At 40.0% G+C, this 17,775-nt stretch carries 13 protein-coding genes; 12 read left to right on the top strand and 1 reads right to left on the bottom strand.

What is annotated here, in order from left to right:
• Positions 1-195: 195 nt before the first annotated feature.
• From C2M32_RS20930 to C2M32_RS18605, 3 genes are all read left to right on the top strand, one after another.
• Positions 196-4,944 (top strand): RHS repeat-associated core domain-containing protein, encoded by a 4,749-nt coding sequence (locus C2M32_RS20930; protein WP_158678279.1) that lies wholly within the window; start codon positions 196-198, stop codon positions 4,942-4,944.
• Positions 4,945-5,460 (top strand): hypothetical protein, encoded by a 516-nt coding sequence (locus C2M32_RS18610; RefSeq protein WP_105169800.1) that lies wholly within the window; start codon positions 4,945-4,947, stop codon positions 5,458-5,460.
• 94 nt (positions 5,461-5,554) lie between these two features.
• On the top strand, positions 5,555-5,896 hold the full coding sequence (locus C2M32_RS18605) for a phosphotyrosine protein phosphatase (protein WP_105169799.1): 342 nt from the start codon (positions 5,555-5,557) through the stop codon (positions 5,894-5,896).
• A 434-nt stretch (positions 5,897-6,330) separates the two neighbouring features.
• Here C2M32_RS18605 and C2M32_RS18600 read toward each other — a convergent pair whose 3' ends face one another.
• Positions 6,331-7,239 (bottom strand): hypothetical protein, encoded by a 909-nt coding sequence (locus C2M32_RS18600; protein ID WP_105169798.1) that lies wholly within the window; start codon positions 7,237-7,239, stop codon positions 6,331-6,333.
• 155 nt (positions 7,240-7,394) lie between these two features.
• On the opposite strand from C2M32_RS18600, the gene C2M32_RS18595 reads away from it, so the two are divergent.
• The 9 genes from C2M32_RS18595 to C2M32_RS18555 all read left to right on the top strand — a co-directional run bounded on the left by C2M32_RS18595 (position 7,395) and on the right by C2M32_RS18555 (position 17,422).
• Positions 7,395-7,670, top strand: coding sequence for a hypothetical protein (locus C2M32_RS18595; protein WP_105169797.1), 276 nt, complete (start codon positions 7,395-7,397; stop codon positions 7,668-7,670).
• 209 nt (positions 7,671-7,879) lie between these two features.
• Positions 7,880-9,493, top strand: coding sequence for a DDE-type integrase/transposase/recombinase (locus C2M32_RS18590; protein WP_105169796.1), 1,614 nt, complete (start codon positions 7,880-7,882; stop codon positions 9,491-9,493).
• Complete coding sequence (locus C2M32_RS18585; RefSeq protein WP_158678278.1) at positions 9,486-10,241, top strand: ATP-binding protein; 756 nt, start codon at positions 9,486-9,488, stop codon at positions 10,239-10,241. The genes C2M32_RS18590 and C2M32_RS18585 overlap by 8 nt, the downstream gene beginning before the upstream one ends.
• On the top strand, positions 10,241-10,735 hold the full coding sequence (locus tag C2M32_RS18580; protein ID WP_105169794.1) for a hypothetical protein: 495 nt from the start codon (positions 10,241-10,243) through the stop codon (positions 10,733-10,735). The genes C2M32_RS18585 and C2M32_RS18580 overlap by 1 nt, the downstream gene beginning before the upstream one ends.
• The gene (locus tag C2M32_RS18575; RefSeq protein WP_105169793.1) at positions 10,716-11,690 is read left to right on the top strand and encodes a tyrosine-type recombinase/integrase; all 975 of its coding nucleotides are present in this window, start codon (positions 10,716-10,718) and stop codon (positions 11,688-11,690) included. Before C2M32_RS18580 ends, C2M32_RS18575 begins: the two co-directional genes overlap by 20 nt.
• A 73-nt stretch (positions 11,691-11,763) precedes the next feature.
• The gene (locus C2M32_RS18570; protein ID WP_105169792.1) at positions 11,764-14,004 is read left to right on the top strand and encodes an ATP-dependent nuclease; all 2,241 of its coding nucleotides are present in this window, start codon (positions 11,764-11,766) and stop codon (positions 14,002-14,004) included.
• Positions 13,994-15,874, top strand: a complete 1,881-nt coding sequence (locus C2M32_RS18565; RefSeq protein WP_105169791.1) for a UvrD-helicase domain-containing protein — start codon at positions 13,994-13,996, stop codon at positions 15,872-15,874. The genes C2M32_RS18570 and C2M32_RS18565 overlap by 11 nt, the downstream gene beginning before the upstream one ends.
• Positions 15,875-15,903: 29 nt before the next feature.
• A complete protein-coding gene (locus C2M32_RS20925) occupies positions 15,904-16,566 on the top strand; it encodes an RHS repeat-associated core domain-containing protein (RefSeq protein WP_234401349.1) in 663 nt (220 codons plus the stop codon).
• A 358-nt stretch (positions 16,567-16,924) separates the two neighbouring features.
• Positions 16,925-17,422: a hypothetical protein gene (locus C2M32_RS18555; RefSeq protein ID WP_158678277.1), complete on the top strand. Its 498-nt coding sequence runs from the start codon at positions 16,925-16,927 to the stop codon at positions 17,420-17,422.
• Positions 17,423-17,775 lie beyond the last annotated feature (353 nt).

Genomic DNA, 17,775 nt, shown 5'->3' with positions numbered 1-17,775 from the left:
GCTTTTTATGGTTTGAGGAGGCTTTAATTTCGGTGAGCAGCAGTATGTTCTGATTATTGAATGGATTTTAAAACAATTTCTAGTATGGAGATTCACGATGTGGTTGCGTAATACAACATTGTATTTAGCACTAGTATCATCTAGTGCAATGAGTGTTGAATAAATATCAATAGTGTTCCCACCATGGAACAGTATATGAAACGATATAATGTTGGGTCGGAAGTTACTGCTGATGGCAGTGATGTGGCGGGTGACCAGTTGGCGATGTCAAATGGTTCACTAAGTTTTATGCACATGGATGTCAGCATCCCAGGTAACAGTGGCTTAGATGTATCAGTACATAGAAGTTTTTCTCCTACGAGAAGTTTTGGTGCCTCGGAGAATATGCTGGGCGACTGGCAGTTGGAGTTACCGCGAATAGAAGCACGAACTATTGTTGATTTGGATGGCTTTATCTCGCCCTTTTATGACGATGACCGCAATAATATTTATAATAACTGCGAAAAAGCTATTTCATACGAGATTAGTGACAGCGGTTATAGATACACCCCAGAGGCATATACATCGGGACTAAACTTAATCGTTCCAAATAGAGAAAACGCCAAGTTGATGCTAAAAGGTGTTGACCCGTATGATTGGAAAGAGCAGCCTGTTACCAAGTATGTTACCCAATCCAATTGGGAAGTCACATGTGATAGTACGAGACATACCTTCGGAGAGGGTTCATATCAAGGGTTTGTTGCTAAGTCACCCGATGGAACAAAATACTATTTTAACCAACTTGTGTTTAAAAAGAGTAACTACGTAGAAACATTTAGCAGTGGTAAAGATCCTGATAGTATTAAAAGGCCTTTCGTTTACGAAGTTCATTACTATGTTGATAAAGTGGTAGATAAGTTTGGTAATTGGGTTGAATATACATACGAAGCACATACGACAGATGTGCGCCTCGAAATGCCAAGCTACTTTTATCCAAAAAAATTAACCCAAATTACGTCTAATGATGGTAGACAAGTTTCGCTTGCATATAAAGATATGATATCAATTCAATTGGATTCTATCACTGCTGGAAGCAAAACGTGGGAGTATGTATATGATAATGGCAAGCTTACAGAAGTAAAATTGCCCGAGGGTAAATCGTGGAAGTTTGATTTCGCCCGTAAATTACTTTCGCGTACGAGGCTTGATAGAAGCGAAGAGTGTTTAATTCAAGATCAAAATGAGTTGAGTTTAAGTGTAACAACGCCAAATTTGGCAACCGTAGCATTTAAACTACAAGATACAATTCACGGACGAACTGGGATTGAAGAACTCTACGACTCTACAGATAGAGATCCAGAACAAAAATACCCATTGCTCAAACGTTGTATTCAGACATTGTCGCTTAAAGAGAAGAAAATTACCGCTGGTAGCGAAATATACACATGGAAATATGACTATTCTCAAAATGCGGGTAGCTTTTTAAACGTAGCTAAACCAGGTGTTGATGAACAGTTTTCATCTGACTTAAATTTGGCGCTAGGCGATGTTAAGTACACAAAAGTAACCGCGCCAGATATGTCTGTGTCTTATCACTTTTTTGATAGAAGAAGCTTAATAAACGAAGCCAATCACACAAAAAACCCATATGAGAATAAAGAGATACTTACATTGTATCGAAATAAGGACGGGGCAGACTTAAAGAAAGTACACACTGAATATATTTTGGGTGACTATTTGGGTTGGACGGGAATGGGCCGTGAAAATACTGCAACGCATACTAGCTACATTCATATGTCGAACCGGAAAGTAACCTTGCTTGATGGCACAAATGAGACAATTTATAACACCAATATCCTGAGCTATGATGACGCTTTTGGTGAACCAACGCTAATAGAATATTATTTTGATCCTGAAAATAAAAAGTATATTCAAAGAGGTTTTCGTCATGATCTCAGTACGTGGAGCTTGAATTTACCTGAAACAATAGCGGTTTCTGAAGATAAAGAAACGTTTACTGTCGCTGAAGAGTATAAATATGCGGTGTTTACTAACGTTGGTCCAACAAGTGCCGGAGGCGTGCTGCTTCCTAGTGAAAGGCACTTACATGGTAGCCGCGTCGAAAAGTTTGCCTCCTATCATAACAATGGCTTGCTCAGAAAGGTTATTCTAGGTGCTAATGACAACACAAACTACGTTGAGTTTGCTGATTATAAAGCGGGTGTGCCTCAGACGGCAACGATGCCAAACAGGTATGGTTCTGGCACAATTAGTCGTAAAGCGGTTGTTGATGACTTTGGATTAGTGACAGAGGTTACCGATCTAAACGATGTAATAACCAAGTATGGCTATGATGATTTGGGACGAATTACGTCTATAGATCTGGCTAATGATGCAGATATGAACTGGCTTGATACTAAGTTCAGCTGGAATGATGCTAATAACACTCGCACTATTAAACGTTGTGAGCTTAATGCCAGTAAGAACTGTGTAGACACGGCTAGTGTTGAAACAGTAGAAACATATGATCAATTGCTGCGTTTAGTACAAACTAAAATAACAGATCTTACAACATACAAAGACCCCTTTACGAGTACGAGATACCAAAATTTCAGGTATGACTTTGAAGGTCGTCAAACATTTGCGTCAGTAGCAAGTAACACAAGTGCTGAAACGAAAGGACAGACCACTCTATATGATAGTTTAGGCAGGAAGCAACGAGTCAGTGTATCAGGGCTTGGAAGCAAAAACTTCCATTACTTGAACAACAATAGGATCAAAGTAACAAACCCACTTGGAAACGTTACCACAACGACCTATCAGGCCTTTGGTGCACCCAGTTATGACGTTGCAACATTTATTGATTCACCCGAGGAAGTAGATACTAGCATAGAGGTTAATTTATTTGGCCTTGTAGAATCTGTCACACAATCAGGTAAAAGCTCTAAGGACAATACAGTTGTATCGGCAACAGAGAGTCGGTATTACGATGTAAAGAATCAACTTTGTTTAATTGTTCGTCCTGAATTTGGAAATACCCTGTTTCATTACAATGAACTCGGTCAATTAGTATGGAAAAAGGATGGCGTTACCAATACAAGTTGTGTCACTTCTAAGCCTACAGGCGCCACAGATTTTCAATATGACAATATTGGCAGCCTACATAGAATAAATTATCCTAGCAATAGTGGTACACCTTCTGTGACCTATACACTTGATAACAATGGTAACCTTACTACATTGGTATCGGGCAATGTTAGCCATAGCTATGGATATAATAGTCAAAACCTTCTTGAATTCGAACGACTGACAATAACTGGGCAATTGCCTCTCGAGATTGATCACGGCTACAATGCCTTACAACATGCAAGTTATTTAGCCTACCCCGATGGCACAACGGTGCAATACAGTCCAAATGGTTTTGGAGAGCCAACTCAGGCAGTTCAACTTAATGCTCAAGGAAATACGGTAGAGACTGAGTTTGCTACTAACGCAAATTATTACGCAACAGGTATGTTGAAAAGCTTCACGTATGGTAATGGGGTCGTTTATAACTTGACGCGTAATGCATCGAACTTGCTCCCTGATGTATTAAAGCACAGTAAAAGTGGTGGCGACATTGTTAACTTAAACTATGCATTTGATAACAACTTAAACGTGACCTCTATTTTGGATAGCACTGATAGTGGATTTAGCCTGACAAGTCTGAATTATGATGATTTAGATAGACTTACTTCGGTTTCGGGGGGGGCGAGTATAGGAAACAGCGCGATTAGATACGATGGACTTGGCAATATAGAGTCGTATCAGAGCAAAGATAGAAACTTAACGTATTCTTATGATAGAACCAAGAATCGACTTTTGAACGTGCAAGGGCAGGGAACCGGCGGCAAGTATGGTTCAATAGCGTATGATAATCGTGGCAACGTAATGAATAACGGTGCTTATTCGTTGCAGTTTAATTTGGCCAATCAATTAGTGTCAGCAAAAGGTAACTCATTTCTATATGACGGACATAACCGCAGAGTAAAGCAGGTCGAGACAAAAGGAACTAGTTACAGTTTATATAGTCAATCAGGCAAATTATTATTTCGAGAGGAAAGCAACAATATAGCAGGTGAAGGTATAAACTATATTTATCTCGGTAACCAGCTAATAGCGAAATATGGTCATGTCACACCGCGAACATCGTCAGTAGAACGCCAACATTATCGCCCATATGGCGAATCAATTGAGGAAGCACCAGACGATATTGGTTACACAGGCCACAAGTTTGATAAAGAGTTAGGCCTAAATTATATGCAGGCACGATACTATGATCCAGTCATAGGTCGGTTCTATTCGAATGATCCTGTTGGTTATACGGCTAAAAACCCTGTTATGTCGTTCAACCGTTATATGTATGTAAATAATAATCCTTATAAATATACAGACCCAGACGGTGAATTTTTTAATTTTGCATTAGGTGCAATCGGAGCTACGGTAGGCGCGATAACTGGTGGTGTTTCTTCTTATATGCAAAGTGGTGGTGATTGGGATGCCACTATGAAAGGAGCTGGTGTAGGTGCAGGAATAGGCTTACTGGCTGGGGTTACTGGAGGAACTAGCTTAGTTGGTTTTGGAAAGGCTGCTGATATGTCATTTAAAGCTAGTTCAGCCTCAAGTGCATTAAGTACAATGGGGAGCAGCTCGTTGAAAATGGCAGCGACATCTGGGGCATCAAATGCCGCAGGGCAGATAGTTGGAGGAGCAGAGGAAGTAAATATGACTCAAGTTGCGACTTCAGCGGCAGGAGGGTTAATTCCTGGAGCAGGTGCGGGGGCGATTTTAGCGTCCACAGGGACAAAAACAGTTAACTCTGTTGCTGGTACTGCAATCGCGACTGTAGTTGCTGATACACTTAATGTCGGAACACAAGCCGTGGCAAATGAAGTCGCGAAAGATCTAGAGAAAGACAAACAATAAATGAAAAAATCATTACCTATTAGTGACATATTAACAAAATACGGCAGTTTTTTAGCTGTCGTGTTTTGTATTGGTGGAATCTTTCCAATACTTAGTTACAGCTATCAATTAAATATCCCTTTTTGGTTCACGTTCAAGTATTTGGGCAGTGTAATAGCCATTGTAGTTATCGCGTACACATTGCGTGTGTTTAAGACTCACGGGGTTATTAGAGCGTTATCATTTTTTATTGATAAAACTCTTAAAAGTGGAGTCCTATGCTTGATGACAACAGGGTATGTATTAGTAATTAACGCAAATATAGGTACTCAGACAGAAACTTGTTTTGATGGAAAAGTTATCGATAAAAAGATAGATAGACAATCAGGTCTTACTTCCACTTTTATTATCGAATTAGATAAGGGGAATAGCACTTCTAAGTTGATAGTAAGCAAAAAAGAGTTTGATCGTTATGTAAAAGGAGATTCTTATAAGTCTTGTTGGAATGAAGGCTTGCTCGGATTGCTGTATAAGTAGCCTGCATTCCATGATACTGTTTTTTGCTATGAAAGCCTCGCAACTCGCGGGGCTTTGTTATAATTGGGCTATAAATCGTTGAACATGATGCGAAATGAACACTCACTTTCTTTGTACGGCTAATATCCAGCGTAGCAAAACCGCTGAAGAACTATTTCAAGCGTTTGATAAGCAAAACGCCTATCGCTCTGCTGGGTTAAGTGCAAAGTATGTAGCCAGAGCAGGATCAACTTTATGCTCAGAAGAGTTGCTTGAATGGGCAGACAAAATTTACGTTTTTGAGCAAGCTCATATAGACCGCATTAGCCTGTACACCGGAAACGCACACTTATCAAAAATTGTTAATCTCAATATCCCTGATGAATTCCAATACTTCCAACGTGAGTTGGTGCTTCTACTATTAGAGCGCGTAACCGTATCGGATGTAACGGGTTAAAGGAACGGCTACGCTTAGTCATCTACGAGCCTTCTTAAGTACCAACCTGTCATAAAAAATCATAACCTTCACTTTGCTCCAGTAACTCAGCCTAAGTGTTCCAAGTAAATAAAGTTAGTGGCTCAGACTCACTTTATTATTGGCACTAGAACACCGGAATATGCAGTTGCATAGTCCGGTTAGTTGAACCATCAGATCCTCTCTATCTGGAACAGTGAATCGTTTTAGTTGGAACACTCAAAGCAAAGTAGTTGGAACACTGATTGAAAATTAAATCAAAAAAAGACAATTATTTTACCTTTCAAGATCACTTAAAAAATATCTAATTACAGGTAACAACTTGTGATAAAGAATCCAGAAGCAGTGACTAGTTTTAAATAATGCAAAAAAGATCCTCAATTTTATAGCTGCATTCCATAGTCAATATTAGACATTTAGTTATAGATGAAACGTCTTCTATCGCCATAAGGGCGCAACGTGTTGAGTTTTTTTACTAACCAGAACAGATTTCTTACCTTTTCACCTTTATTTACCAGTACGTTTCCAGGTGATTTGAGTTCACGTTTGATGAGCTGGCAGTCACCGGAAAACATTAGGTTTAAGAATCGATAACGCTCCTCAACAAACATGATATGACCTTTGTTTGTTGCTAAAGTTAAGAGCTTATTCTTTTGAGCAACTTTGAACTTAAATTCATCGTAAGTTAGCTCCTTACGAGTGGCTCTACGAGGTAGATAGGGGAAGTAGCACTGGTAGATATTCCAAATTAGCTCAGTTGGATATTCAGCAGCTGCAATGTTAACTAGCATTTCAAAAAGACGTTTTTCAACTGACAATCGAGATGGCTTTAAAAGCGTTCTGTCAGTTCCAAAAAGTAAGATAAGCAACCCACATATACCATGAAAATCACCAGCTTTCATAAGATTCTCAAGGCTTGTCGTAGAGATTGATTTTCTAACGTAACGGTTGGTGGAGTCGCGTTTACTTTTTAACAACTCTTGCTGAACCACAAGATGTAATTCTTCGATACTGGAATTAAGCTCATTGCCACTTACAATGCAATCTAGAACTCGCCAAATTGGACTGTAAAGCAGTTCAATAGAGCCACTTGTTTTGGACTCTATCAGCATTGCAGTATCGTGATTAGGGCACACTGACTTATAGATATAGCGATCATACTTACAACTGCGCTTTACAGCCTTAGTTGCCTCATCACGGATTACTTTCTCCGGCTCAAAGTAACGCTCAAACTGATACCCCGTCAGCTCTATTCCAGCCCTGTTACAGACGAAATTGAGATAGCTTGAAATCCTTAGTGTTTTTATTTCTTCCGTTTTGAACATCGAGTGGGACATGCCGTCCTCCGTCACGTTCTGTCACGAAAACATCCGTAAATTATAGCCCATGAATTAGAGGATCGTTTGTTTTAACCATCCTCATGGCAACCCTCTGTACGAGCATCTATGTTCCAAGTAATAAGTAACCGTGACAGACCGTGATGAACAAATATACCGATGAGCTTGAACAGCTAAGACTACAAATAGAAGCAGAGTTATATACGCATATCGGCCCGCTACTGTTTGGTGAAAGACTCTATTCGGCGCTTGGTTACCCCAGTGCCGATGCATTCAGGCAGGCAATATTTCGAAACTCGGTGCCTGTCGAAATCTTTTCGCTACCAAATCGACGCGGCAGGTTTGCGCTTAGCCGAGATGTCGCCAGATGGTTAGCAGAAGAACGAATAAAGGCCAAATCAAAGGAAGGAGGTTCATGATGTCGTAAATCTAACACTATTTATCAATTGAAAATGAACTTGGTGCAGAAATGAAAAAGCCCCGCAGTTGCAGCTGCGAGGCTCTAAATACTTTATCGAATCTCCATCCGATGCTGTAAGTATGGTTCATATCCGCGCACTGTCAAGTTGCCACTTTTGATGGCGATACGGTGCAGTCTGCATCTTTGTTATTAATACAGAGGTGAACCATGAAAACTGTAGATATAGGAGTTGTACAGGATTTTATCCGTGTTTTTTTATTATTAGTAGCAAAAGCCGTTGAAGACGGCATTGAACGAGCATTTATTACAAAAGAAGATTTGTATGCGTACAAGTCTACTCGAAAAATTGCCAGATTATTTAACACTTCACATCAATCTGTTGGGCGTTTGTTTGTAAGGGTATTCGCTTTGTCATTGCCTTTACCTGACTTTGACAAGATGGATGACGATCCATTGCTTGATTTATTGTACCCAAGCCGAAAATCTCGAACCTCAAGTAAACCTAGACCACCATTTGCTCTCATACTCAAAGAGTGCCGGAAAAAACCTAAAAAGATGAGAAAGAGACTGCTCAGTATTTTTCTAAGAGAAAGGGATAAATATGGAGCCAAGAATTATTTGGGGCGTTCTTGGTGGTTTGAGCTTGTGCGAGTCTTTCTTAAGTCACATAAATTGGAAATGAAGCAGGAATATGAACCTGGCGAAGTCATGTTTGTGGATTACATGGGGTTAACTGTGTTTGTTCATAGCGGTGGAAAGAAGCTAAAGCGTTACGTTTTTGTGGCTGTATTAGGTTATTCAAAGAAAGTTTTTGCTTGTGCAACTCCTGACATGACAGGCTTTTCATGGGTTACTTGCTTGATCAAAGCCGTTGAATTTTTCGGTGGTACTACGGAAGTGATTCATTTTGATAATGCTAAAGCGATGGTCAAGAAAGCTGGTCTATTAGCAGAAATTTCAGATCGCATGGACGACTTTGCAAGATATTACGGTAACTTTTGTGACACATCCAGAGTTGGCACTCCACCGGACAATGCAAATGCTGAAAAAGGTGTCCAGTTCGTTGAAGATAGGGATATTAATTGGATTCGGGAGGAAGTCTTTTATTCCGATGAAGACTTGAATGCTCGTTTGTTGGGAAGCGTTAATGAAATTAACGCTGCAACAATGCAAAAGTATGGGATCAGTCGGGATTTTAGGTTTCAGTCAGAGGAACTGGGAAGGTTACCAGAGACGCCATACCAGCCATACATAAAACGATATACCCGTAAAGTACCTGCCAATTACTTGATCAACCACAAAGGTCGTGATTACGCGATTCCCCACCAATACCGTAGTAAAACGGTTGAGGTTCGTATTACGGCAACTGAGTTCATTGCTTATTGCGGCTCTAAGGAAGTCATACGACACAAGCTAAGTAACGAAATCATGGGCATGACTCGTCCTATGGATTGTATGCCTGAAAGCCACCAATACGAAGCCAAGAAAAATAAACTGGAGTTTTTGCGTTGGGCATTTGCTGTTGGTGAATCTGTTATGAAATTTGTTGAGCTTCAATATAAAGGTCACCGTTCTGATAAATCCAGACATGCAGGCAAGCGCTGCACAATGCTTAAGAAACTCTACAAGAAGTACGGTGAGAAATTAGAAGCAGCTTGTAACTATGCACTACAGCGCCAATGGACAAAGGTAGAAGATGTCGAGTTATTGCTTAAGTCTGACTTATTGGAGGATGAGGAAGATTATCAAGTACCTGTTGAATTACTTAATTCAAGCAATCTACGTGGCTCAGAATACTATAAAGGAGGCAAAGATGTTTAATAATCCAGAACATTTGGAGGCGTTTTTTACTCAAAAGCGTCTTAGCACTTTTTTTAATGAAATTACTCTTCAAGAAGACAACGTTGAGTTTGCAGATGTCAGTTTTAGTGAGCGTATTCAAAAGGCCGTTGAAGAGCAGATTAACTTTGATTCGGATGCACTTATTCTACGGTTGCAAAAGGCTGCTAAATTGAGATTTCCTGATGCCCACCTTAGCGACTTTTCTGGTGACAATTCACAAAATTTGTCTGTTGAAAAGCTCAATAATATAGCGACATTAGGATGGATGAAGTATGGACAAAACTTAGGATTAACAGGTAAGGCTGGGACGGGTAAAACTCGTTTAGGTTGTGCTATCGCGAACGAAGTAATATTGCATGGACATTCGGTGCTTTTCTATCGTTACAGTGAGCTACTCAGGGATATGGAGATAAAGGAGCGAGAAGGTTTGGAAAAGCTCAAGCTTTTCTTGAAGAAGCTTTGTCGTGTGAAGGTACTAGTTATCGATGACTGGGGACTTTCGCCTCTTACCAACAATCAACGCCAGTTGCTGTTTGAACTTATAGACTTACGTGCAGAAAAGTCGTCGTTGATACTCACTTCGCAGTATCAGAAGGATGTTTGGTACGACGTATTCAAAAGAGATTGTACTACTGATGCATTAATGGATCGCATCTATCATTGTACTACTGAAATTGCACTAGAAGGCGACAACTTCCGTCGCAAAAATGCTAGAGGGGACTCGTAATGGCTTTAACAAACTTACCGACAGAGTTTGCCAACGTAATTGGTCAACTCAGCTTAGATGATATACATATCAATCAGGCTTTCGAGTATTACCATCAACGATTTGTGCATAATGATTTAGCTCGTGTTTTTGTGAATGAATCTGAGCGCATTCCTGAAGATGTTAGGCACAGTGAGTTCATTGGTTATTGTGATCGAACTATGGGAAAAAGTATCCCACCTCGCCGCTCATTTGAAGGCGGAGCAATTCGTGGAGCTTTGCAACGCTGTGGATTGGTGAGAGCTTCGGGACATGAACTCTTCAGGGGCTGTGTAGTCTTCCCATCTATGAACGAAGCTGGTGAGATTGTATCTGCAATTGGATACCGGGTTGCACCACGTATTCGGGACTGGGATAAGCCTGTGGTAATTTGGACACGTCCATCACCGGAGGACTTTGAGGTTACAGGAATGAATGTAGCACGCGAGTTGATTCATGGAAAAACCGTCCACTAAGCACATCTGGAGATGTGTCATTTACTATCTGTGGCTTTGTCTTGCCAAGGGACAAGCCTCAGATACTATTCGAGGAAAAAGAAGTGGTCTGAAGAAGTTCTATTACTGGGCTGTAGAGAAAGGTGTTCGTTATATAGATCAAATAAACCTAGATTTAATGGATGAGTACCACGCTTATCTAAATGTTTACAGGAAGGAGCTTGACGGCCAACCATTAAGTGATGCACAGAAACGAAGTCTACTGACATTCGTAAAAACATTTGTCCAATACATGCATCGAAAAGGGTTGTTAGTTGAAAACTCGTTAGCAAGCATCGAATTACCAAGCCGTGGGTTTCAATTACCTAAAGCGCTATACAGCGTCAATGAAATTGAAAGCATCCTCAGACAAACGTTACTGTTTGGTATTAAAGGGCTGAGGGATAGAGTCATTCTTGAGGTGTTCTTTGCCACTGGGATACGCAGAGGGGAGCTTATAAAACTCAATTTGGACGATGTTGACTTTCAGAACGAGCTAATTCGAGTACATGGCAAAGGGAAGCGAGAAAGGCTAATCCCCATCAGTAAACGAGCATTGGAATGGCTAGTTCTATATATTGGCAAGGTTAGGCCAATGTTCGCTTTTATTGGCTCTGGTAACTCGTTGTTTCTTGCCAACAATGGTAAACGTTATAAACCAGGCAAACTTTCTGATATGGCATCTCAATACGTGAAGTTAGCTGGCATCGAACGCCCTGGAGCTTGTCACCTGTATCGACACTCAACAGCAACCGAGATGCTTGAAAATGATGCAGACCTAAGACATGTCCAAGAATTACTTGGACACGCCGACATATCCACCACCCAAATATATACCCATGTTAGCAGAGCTAAATTGAGTGCCGTGTATTCTGATACCCACCCATCTGCACAAAGCGATAGTGGCTTGTTCGTTAAAGTAAAAAATAGCTTTTAAAAACAAAAGGTTTGTATGTTACTGTAGAAAGGTTAATTGGAGACCAATCGCTTCGCTGTCAAGGGTGTGAAATATGGAAATAAAAAGATTCGATATCCGCAATTTTCGCAAGTTAGAAAATGTTCAAGTGGAATTATCGTCGGGACAAACCGTTTTTGTTGGGGCAAATAATAGTGGCAAAACATCCGCAATGGATGCACTCATATATTTTTTAGATAGAGATAAGTATTCAGGCGCTAGTAGGTCTGGTTTAGGAAAATCTGGACGACGGTTGAATGTTACGGACTTTACGGTAAGTAATTGGCTTAAACTTAATTCCATTGGAGAGATGTGGGTTGATGGGAACTTATCTGAAGCTGAATCATTAGATGAATGGGTATCATTGTGCCCTTCTGTAGATGTTTGGCTCGATGCCTCTATCGCTGATGTTGTAGCCGTAAGCCACCTCATACCAACTTTAGACTGGAATGGTGAACCATTAGGGGTAAAACTGGCATTCGTACCGAAGAATACGGAGTCGTTAAGAGACAAATACATTGAAAGCTTTAATAAAGCGAGCACCGCAATCGAAGGTGAAGATTCTCAAGAATTCAAGCTATGGCCCAGAAGTTTAAAAGATTTTCTGAGCAAAGAGCTAAATAGGTTTTTTGAAATTAAAGGCTTTCTCTTACCATCAGAGCATCAACGCGCAGAAGCAAGCGTGGACTTAAGGCGAGAGCTAGATAGCTACCCCTTTTCTAATTTATTTAAAGTAAACGTAATAGATGCTCAAAGAGGCTTTTCTGATGCGCTTTCTAGTAAAGGGTTGAACAAAGGAGAATCACTCTCACCGTTACTTAGTGAATATTTTGATACTCATTTAAATCCAAATGACCTACCAGATAAAGAAGATGTGAAAGCGCTAAAGGCAATCGATTCCGCACAAACCGAATTTGATAATCGTTTAAGAAGTTCTTTTAGAAGCGCAATAGGAGAAATTGAGAACTTAGGTTATCCAGGTTTTAGTGATCCCCATATTTTGCTGTCTTCAAAATTAGACCCTATAGAGTCACTAAGTCATGAAGCTGCGGTTAAGTTCTCGGTTGGAGACTCCGCACCAGAAGCCTTGCGAGCGGAGCTTGAATTGCCAGAAAACCTAAATGGACTCGGATATAAAAATTTGATCTATATGATCTTTAAACTCATCAGTTTTAGAGATGGTTGGCAATTAAAAGGCAAAGCAAGATTAAAAACTGACTCTTCGATAGAGCCATTACATTTGGTGCTGATTGAGGAGCCTGAAGCGCACTTGCACGCCCAAGTCCAGCAGGTATTTATTCGCAAAGCTTACGAAGTCTTGTCAAATGAAGTTAGTGATAGCTTTAAAACACAGATGGTTGTTAGCAGTCATTCAAGCTATCTAGCTCATGAAGTTGACTTTGACAAATTAAGATACTTCAAAAGGTTGGCAGCTAAGGATTCTTTCAGTGTTCCTACATCAGAGGTGATGAATCTAGCAACAGTATTCTCACAGGATCGTCGTCGAGAACCTAAAGAGCTACAGACTGCAAAATTCGTTTCCCGATATATAAAAACTACCCACTGCGATCTATTTTTCGCGAATGGAATAATTCTAGTAGAAGGAGCAGCCGAGCGTGTGCTCCTGCCACACTTTATTAAAAACAACTACGCAGATACTTTATACAACAGCTACATATCTGTACTAGAAGTTGGTGGCGCTCATGCACATCGATTGCGCTCTCTTATAGAGCTGTTAGGTATGCCGACTCTAATCGTTACCGATGCTGACGCAAAAAATGGAGAAGGTAAAAAAGCACAGCCTGAGCTTTCCGAAGAATTTTCCACAGGCAGTGACACCTTGAACTTGTGGCTTGGATTTGATGATAAAAACTTCAAAGAAATAGTTGAGTTGCCGTTTAGCGCCAAGCAAAAAGGCAATGTCTGCGCTGTATACCAAAATAAAACTGAAGTACGAGAATTTGATAACCAAATAGCAATACCTTACACATTTGAGGATGCCTTTGCATTAGCCAACATATCAACCCTTAAAGAGTTGGAATCTGCAACAGGTATGTTGTCTCACATGAAAGATGCATGTGATGAGAAAACTCTTGACGAATGTGCTACGGCAATGTTCAAGGCCCTTGAAAAGGGGCAAAAGGCTAAGATGGCGTTGGATATTTTGTATGAAATAGAGCCAGAGAAATTGAGTGTTCCTGATTATATAGCAGAGGGATTGGATTGGCTTTCTGGTGCAATATTGTCAGAAACGAAAGAGTTCCCAGTTAGTAGTGGAGAAGGCCATGAAAACTAAATATGAACTAGATGAAATTGACAGTGAAATATATAGATTACTAGATCTAAATAAGCCACAGAGCTTTTTACTATTTGCCGGAGCAGGATCAGGAAAAACTAAGACTTTAGTTAATGTCTTAGAGCAGATTAAGAAAAATGATCTAGATAAGCTGATTAGTTTAGGTCAACGAGTCGCCGTTATAACTTATACAAACGCAGCTTGTGAGGAAATCAAACAGCGCCTCAATTATGATGCAAGCTTTTCGGTTTCTACAATTCATAGTTTTGCGTGGTCTTTAATATATTCACATACTGAAGATATAAAAGAGTATTTAACCGAAATACTCAACAATAAAGTTATTGAGTTGGAAGAAAAACTAGCAAAGGCTCGAAACCCCAATAATAAAACCGCACTGCAAAATAAAGCGAGATTGGAAAAAACGTTGGAGCGAATTGATAACTTGAAGCAGGTTCGGAACTTTATATATAGCCCAACTGAAATGCTTGGTGGTAAAGCAGCTTTAAATCACGCTGAAGTTATCGAATTAGCATCTTATTTTTTGCTCAATAAACCTTTACTACAGCAAGTTTTGATTAGAAAGTTTCCAATATTACTGATAGACGAAAGCCAAGACACTTTTAAGAACCTCCTTGAAGCATTTATTCATGTAAGAGAGGTGCACAAACAGAGTTTTGGCTTTGGAATTATTGGAGACCAAATGCAGCGTATCTATGGTGGTGGGAAAAACAATATCGCCGAATCCTTAAGCGAAGACTGGAAAATCATTGATAAGAAAACCAATTACCGTTCGCCAAGAAGAATAATTGAACTTATTAATTCAATTAGGAAGGACGATGATGGTTGGCAACAGGACGCTTTCAAGGAAGAGTCAGGTCATGTTCGACTCTTTATAGCTGATTCGACACGGACTGATAAAGACAGCATTGAGAACTATGTCAGGGAGAAGATGGCGGAAGATACAGATGACTTATTGTGGAAAAAGCCCTCTCAGAACCCAGAAGGCATCGATGCTCCCGAAACCGTTAAGTGTTTGATATTAGAACATGCAATGGCCGCTATACGAGGTCAGTTTTCTGATTTTTTGCTTCCTCTATTCGCTATAGATAAATATAGAGATGGTGCTATTGACGGCTCCCGAAAAGAATTTGCTTTCTTAATTAACGTTGCAGTTCCGTTTATTAATTCTATTAAGCAGGATGATGATTTTGGCATCATGAAGATCGTCAAAACGTATGGGAGTCTAGTTTCGGAAACAAATGTGGAATTTGTTAGTACGCCCTTTGATTCACTACGAGATACGAAAGCAAAGACAACAGAGCTTAAGGAATTGCTGGCGGAGAATGGGGTGACGACTTTCAATGCTTTAAAGCTAATAAAGAAGCTAGGGTTAATAGATATACCCAGTGAGATATCAATTCATCTCATAGAAAGTGATTTATCCGATGAAGATAGCGAGGATAACGAAGATAAAATTACTAGTGCATGGGAGCAAGCGCTTTCAGCCTCTGTAGATCAACTGGTCAATTATGCTTTGTATGCTAACGGGCAGCTAGGTTTTGCGACTCACCAAGGAGTAAAGGGGTTGCAGTTTGACAGAGTAATGGCTGTGCTTGATGACAAAGAGGCTAGAGGTTTCATGTTTAGCTATGAGAAGCTTTTTGGGACTGTCGAAAAAAGTAACAAAGATATAGAGAATGAGTCGCAGAATAAGGATTCAGCAGTATCTAGAACACGGAGACTTTTCTACGTTGTTTGTAGTCGGGCGCAAAAAAGCTTAGCTGTTGTAGCTTACACAAGTGATCCTAATGGATTGAAAAATAAAGCATTAGAGACGTGGTTTAATGAGAGAGAGGTTATTGTTTTATAGAATGTGACAATGGATCGTACATGTAACTAATGTATATGCAGGCACGATACTATGATCCAGTTATCGGGCGTTTCTATTCGAATGATCCTGTTGATGCTTTAGGACATCTTGGGCGTGGTAATGCTGTACATGGCTTCAATCGTTATGCTTATGCGAACAACAATCCGTATAAATATGTTGATCCTGATGGAGAATTTGCTCATTTAGCAATAGGCTTTGTAGTAGGTGCGGGTGTTGAACTTGCTTCTCAATACTTTACTGGTAAAGAGATTAGCTTAACCAAAGCCGCAGTTTCAGGGCTAGCGGGGGCTGCAACAGGTGGTTTGAGTTCCTTAGCAAAAACGACAATCTCGACAGGTGGGCAAATTGTTGCGACTACCACTGAAAAGGTCCTTGCTGGTACTATGGCAGTTGGGGGAGGAGCTGTATTAAATACTGGTGCGGGTATGGTAAATGATTCTTTAGATGGTACTTCGTCAGGGCAAATTGTCGATAATGCAGTCGAAAATGCTGTGGAAAGCTTGGCACCACATGTTAAAGCTGTTGGGAAAATAGCAGGAGCTGCGGCAAACAAAGCGTTTGGTAAGACTGGGGTCGGAGATACGGCTAAACAACTTGGTACTGAAGCTGCAACGCAAGGTAGTGAAAAGATAATTAGCGAGTCATGTTCGAGTGTTAAAAATGAGTGTTAGAACTAGTTTTAGAATATTTTTTAGATTGACAATTGTTTGCATTGGAATTTTAACAGGGCTTACATTTTTAAAAGTAGCTTTGAATGGAGAAATGTATGAATTAAGTTTTCAACGAATACTTGATGGCTTTATATATGCAATATTACCAGCTTCAATTGTTTTAGCTCTAATTCTATTCGTCATTGATTACACCGAAAAGAAACGATAATTTCTAAACGAGCTTTTATTCTATAGCCTCGCTAATGCGGGGCTTTTTTATGCTTCGATCTAAAGGTGGTGAATTATTTTTTCTTTGGATACGGACGTACTCATAGGAGAAGATATGCTGTTGGAAAATCAAAATGAAGGAAACATAAAAATGACATTACCAAAAAGTACCCCGACGGAATTCTGCAAAGCTTTCATTCAACGAGAGCTGGAAAGTTATCAAGGTGAACAACCTATTTGGATGAGTTACTGGCCTATATTGGAGCGATTGATTGAACGTGCAGAAGAGCTAAAACGTCCATTTAGCGAGTTAATTGATAGATTTGATTACGCTGATAAATTTGAAGGTTATCCTCCTGAGAATTCTTACATCTGGTTAATACTTGAGCACATTTGGTTTAGTGCAGATTTCAGTAAAAATGATGTTATGAAAGCTCGAAGTGACTTTAAGGAGCTAAATGAGCTTGGTGAAAATATTGTTGAATTGGCATCTGAGCTATCATCTAAGCTCCGTAAACGAGCAGAACTTTTCGAAACTAGCGGCTTCTCTAAGCCAGAATATCAATTTAACGTGGACAGTCACTCGAACTTGAAACCAAGGGTGACTTGTCTAAGCTTAAAAATAACGTGGACAGTCACTCAAACTTGAAACCTTGAGTGGCTTGTCTACGCTTTAAGTTCTTCGTGATCATTTCAAAATTTCTAGTTTAATAGCTAGACGACCAACTAACGTGGACAGGTAATTTAATTTAACGTGGACAGTCACTCGAACTTGAAACCTAATAATTTAACGTGGACAGTCACTCGAACTTGAAACCAAGGGTGACTTGTCTAAGCTTAAAAATAACGTGGACTAAAAATAACGTGGACAGTCACTCAAACTTGAAACCTTGAGTGGCTTGTCTACGCTTTAAGTTCTTCGTGATCATTTCAAAATTTCTAGTTTAATAGCTAGACGACCAACTAACGTGGACAGGCACTCAAACTTGATACCTTGAGAGG

The sequence above is a fragment of the Pseudoalteromonas sp. T1lg23B genome (assembly GCF_002964665.1).
Lineage (GTDB): Bacteria > Pseudomonadota > Gammaproteobacteria > Enterobacterales > Alteromonadaceae > Pseudoalteromonas.
Note: the sequence above shows the minus strand (reverse complement) of the source record. Positions and strands in the feature narration are given on the sequence as shown.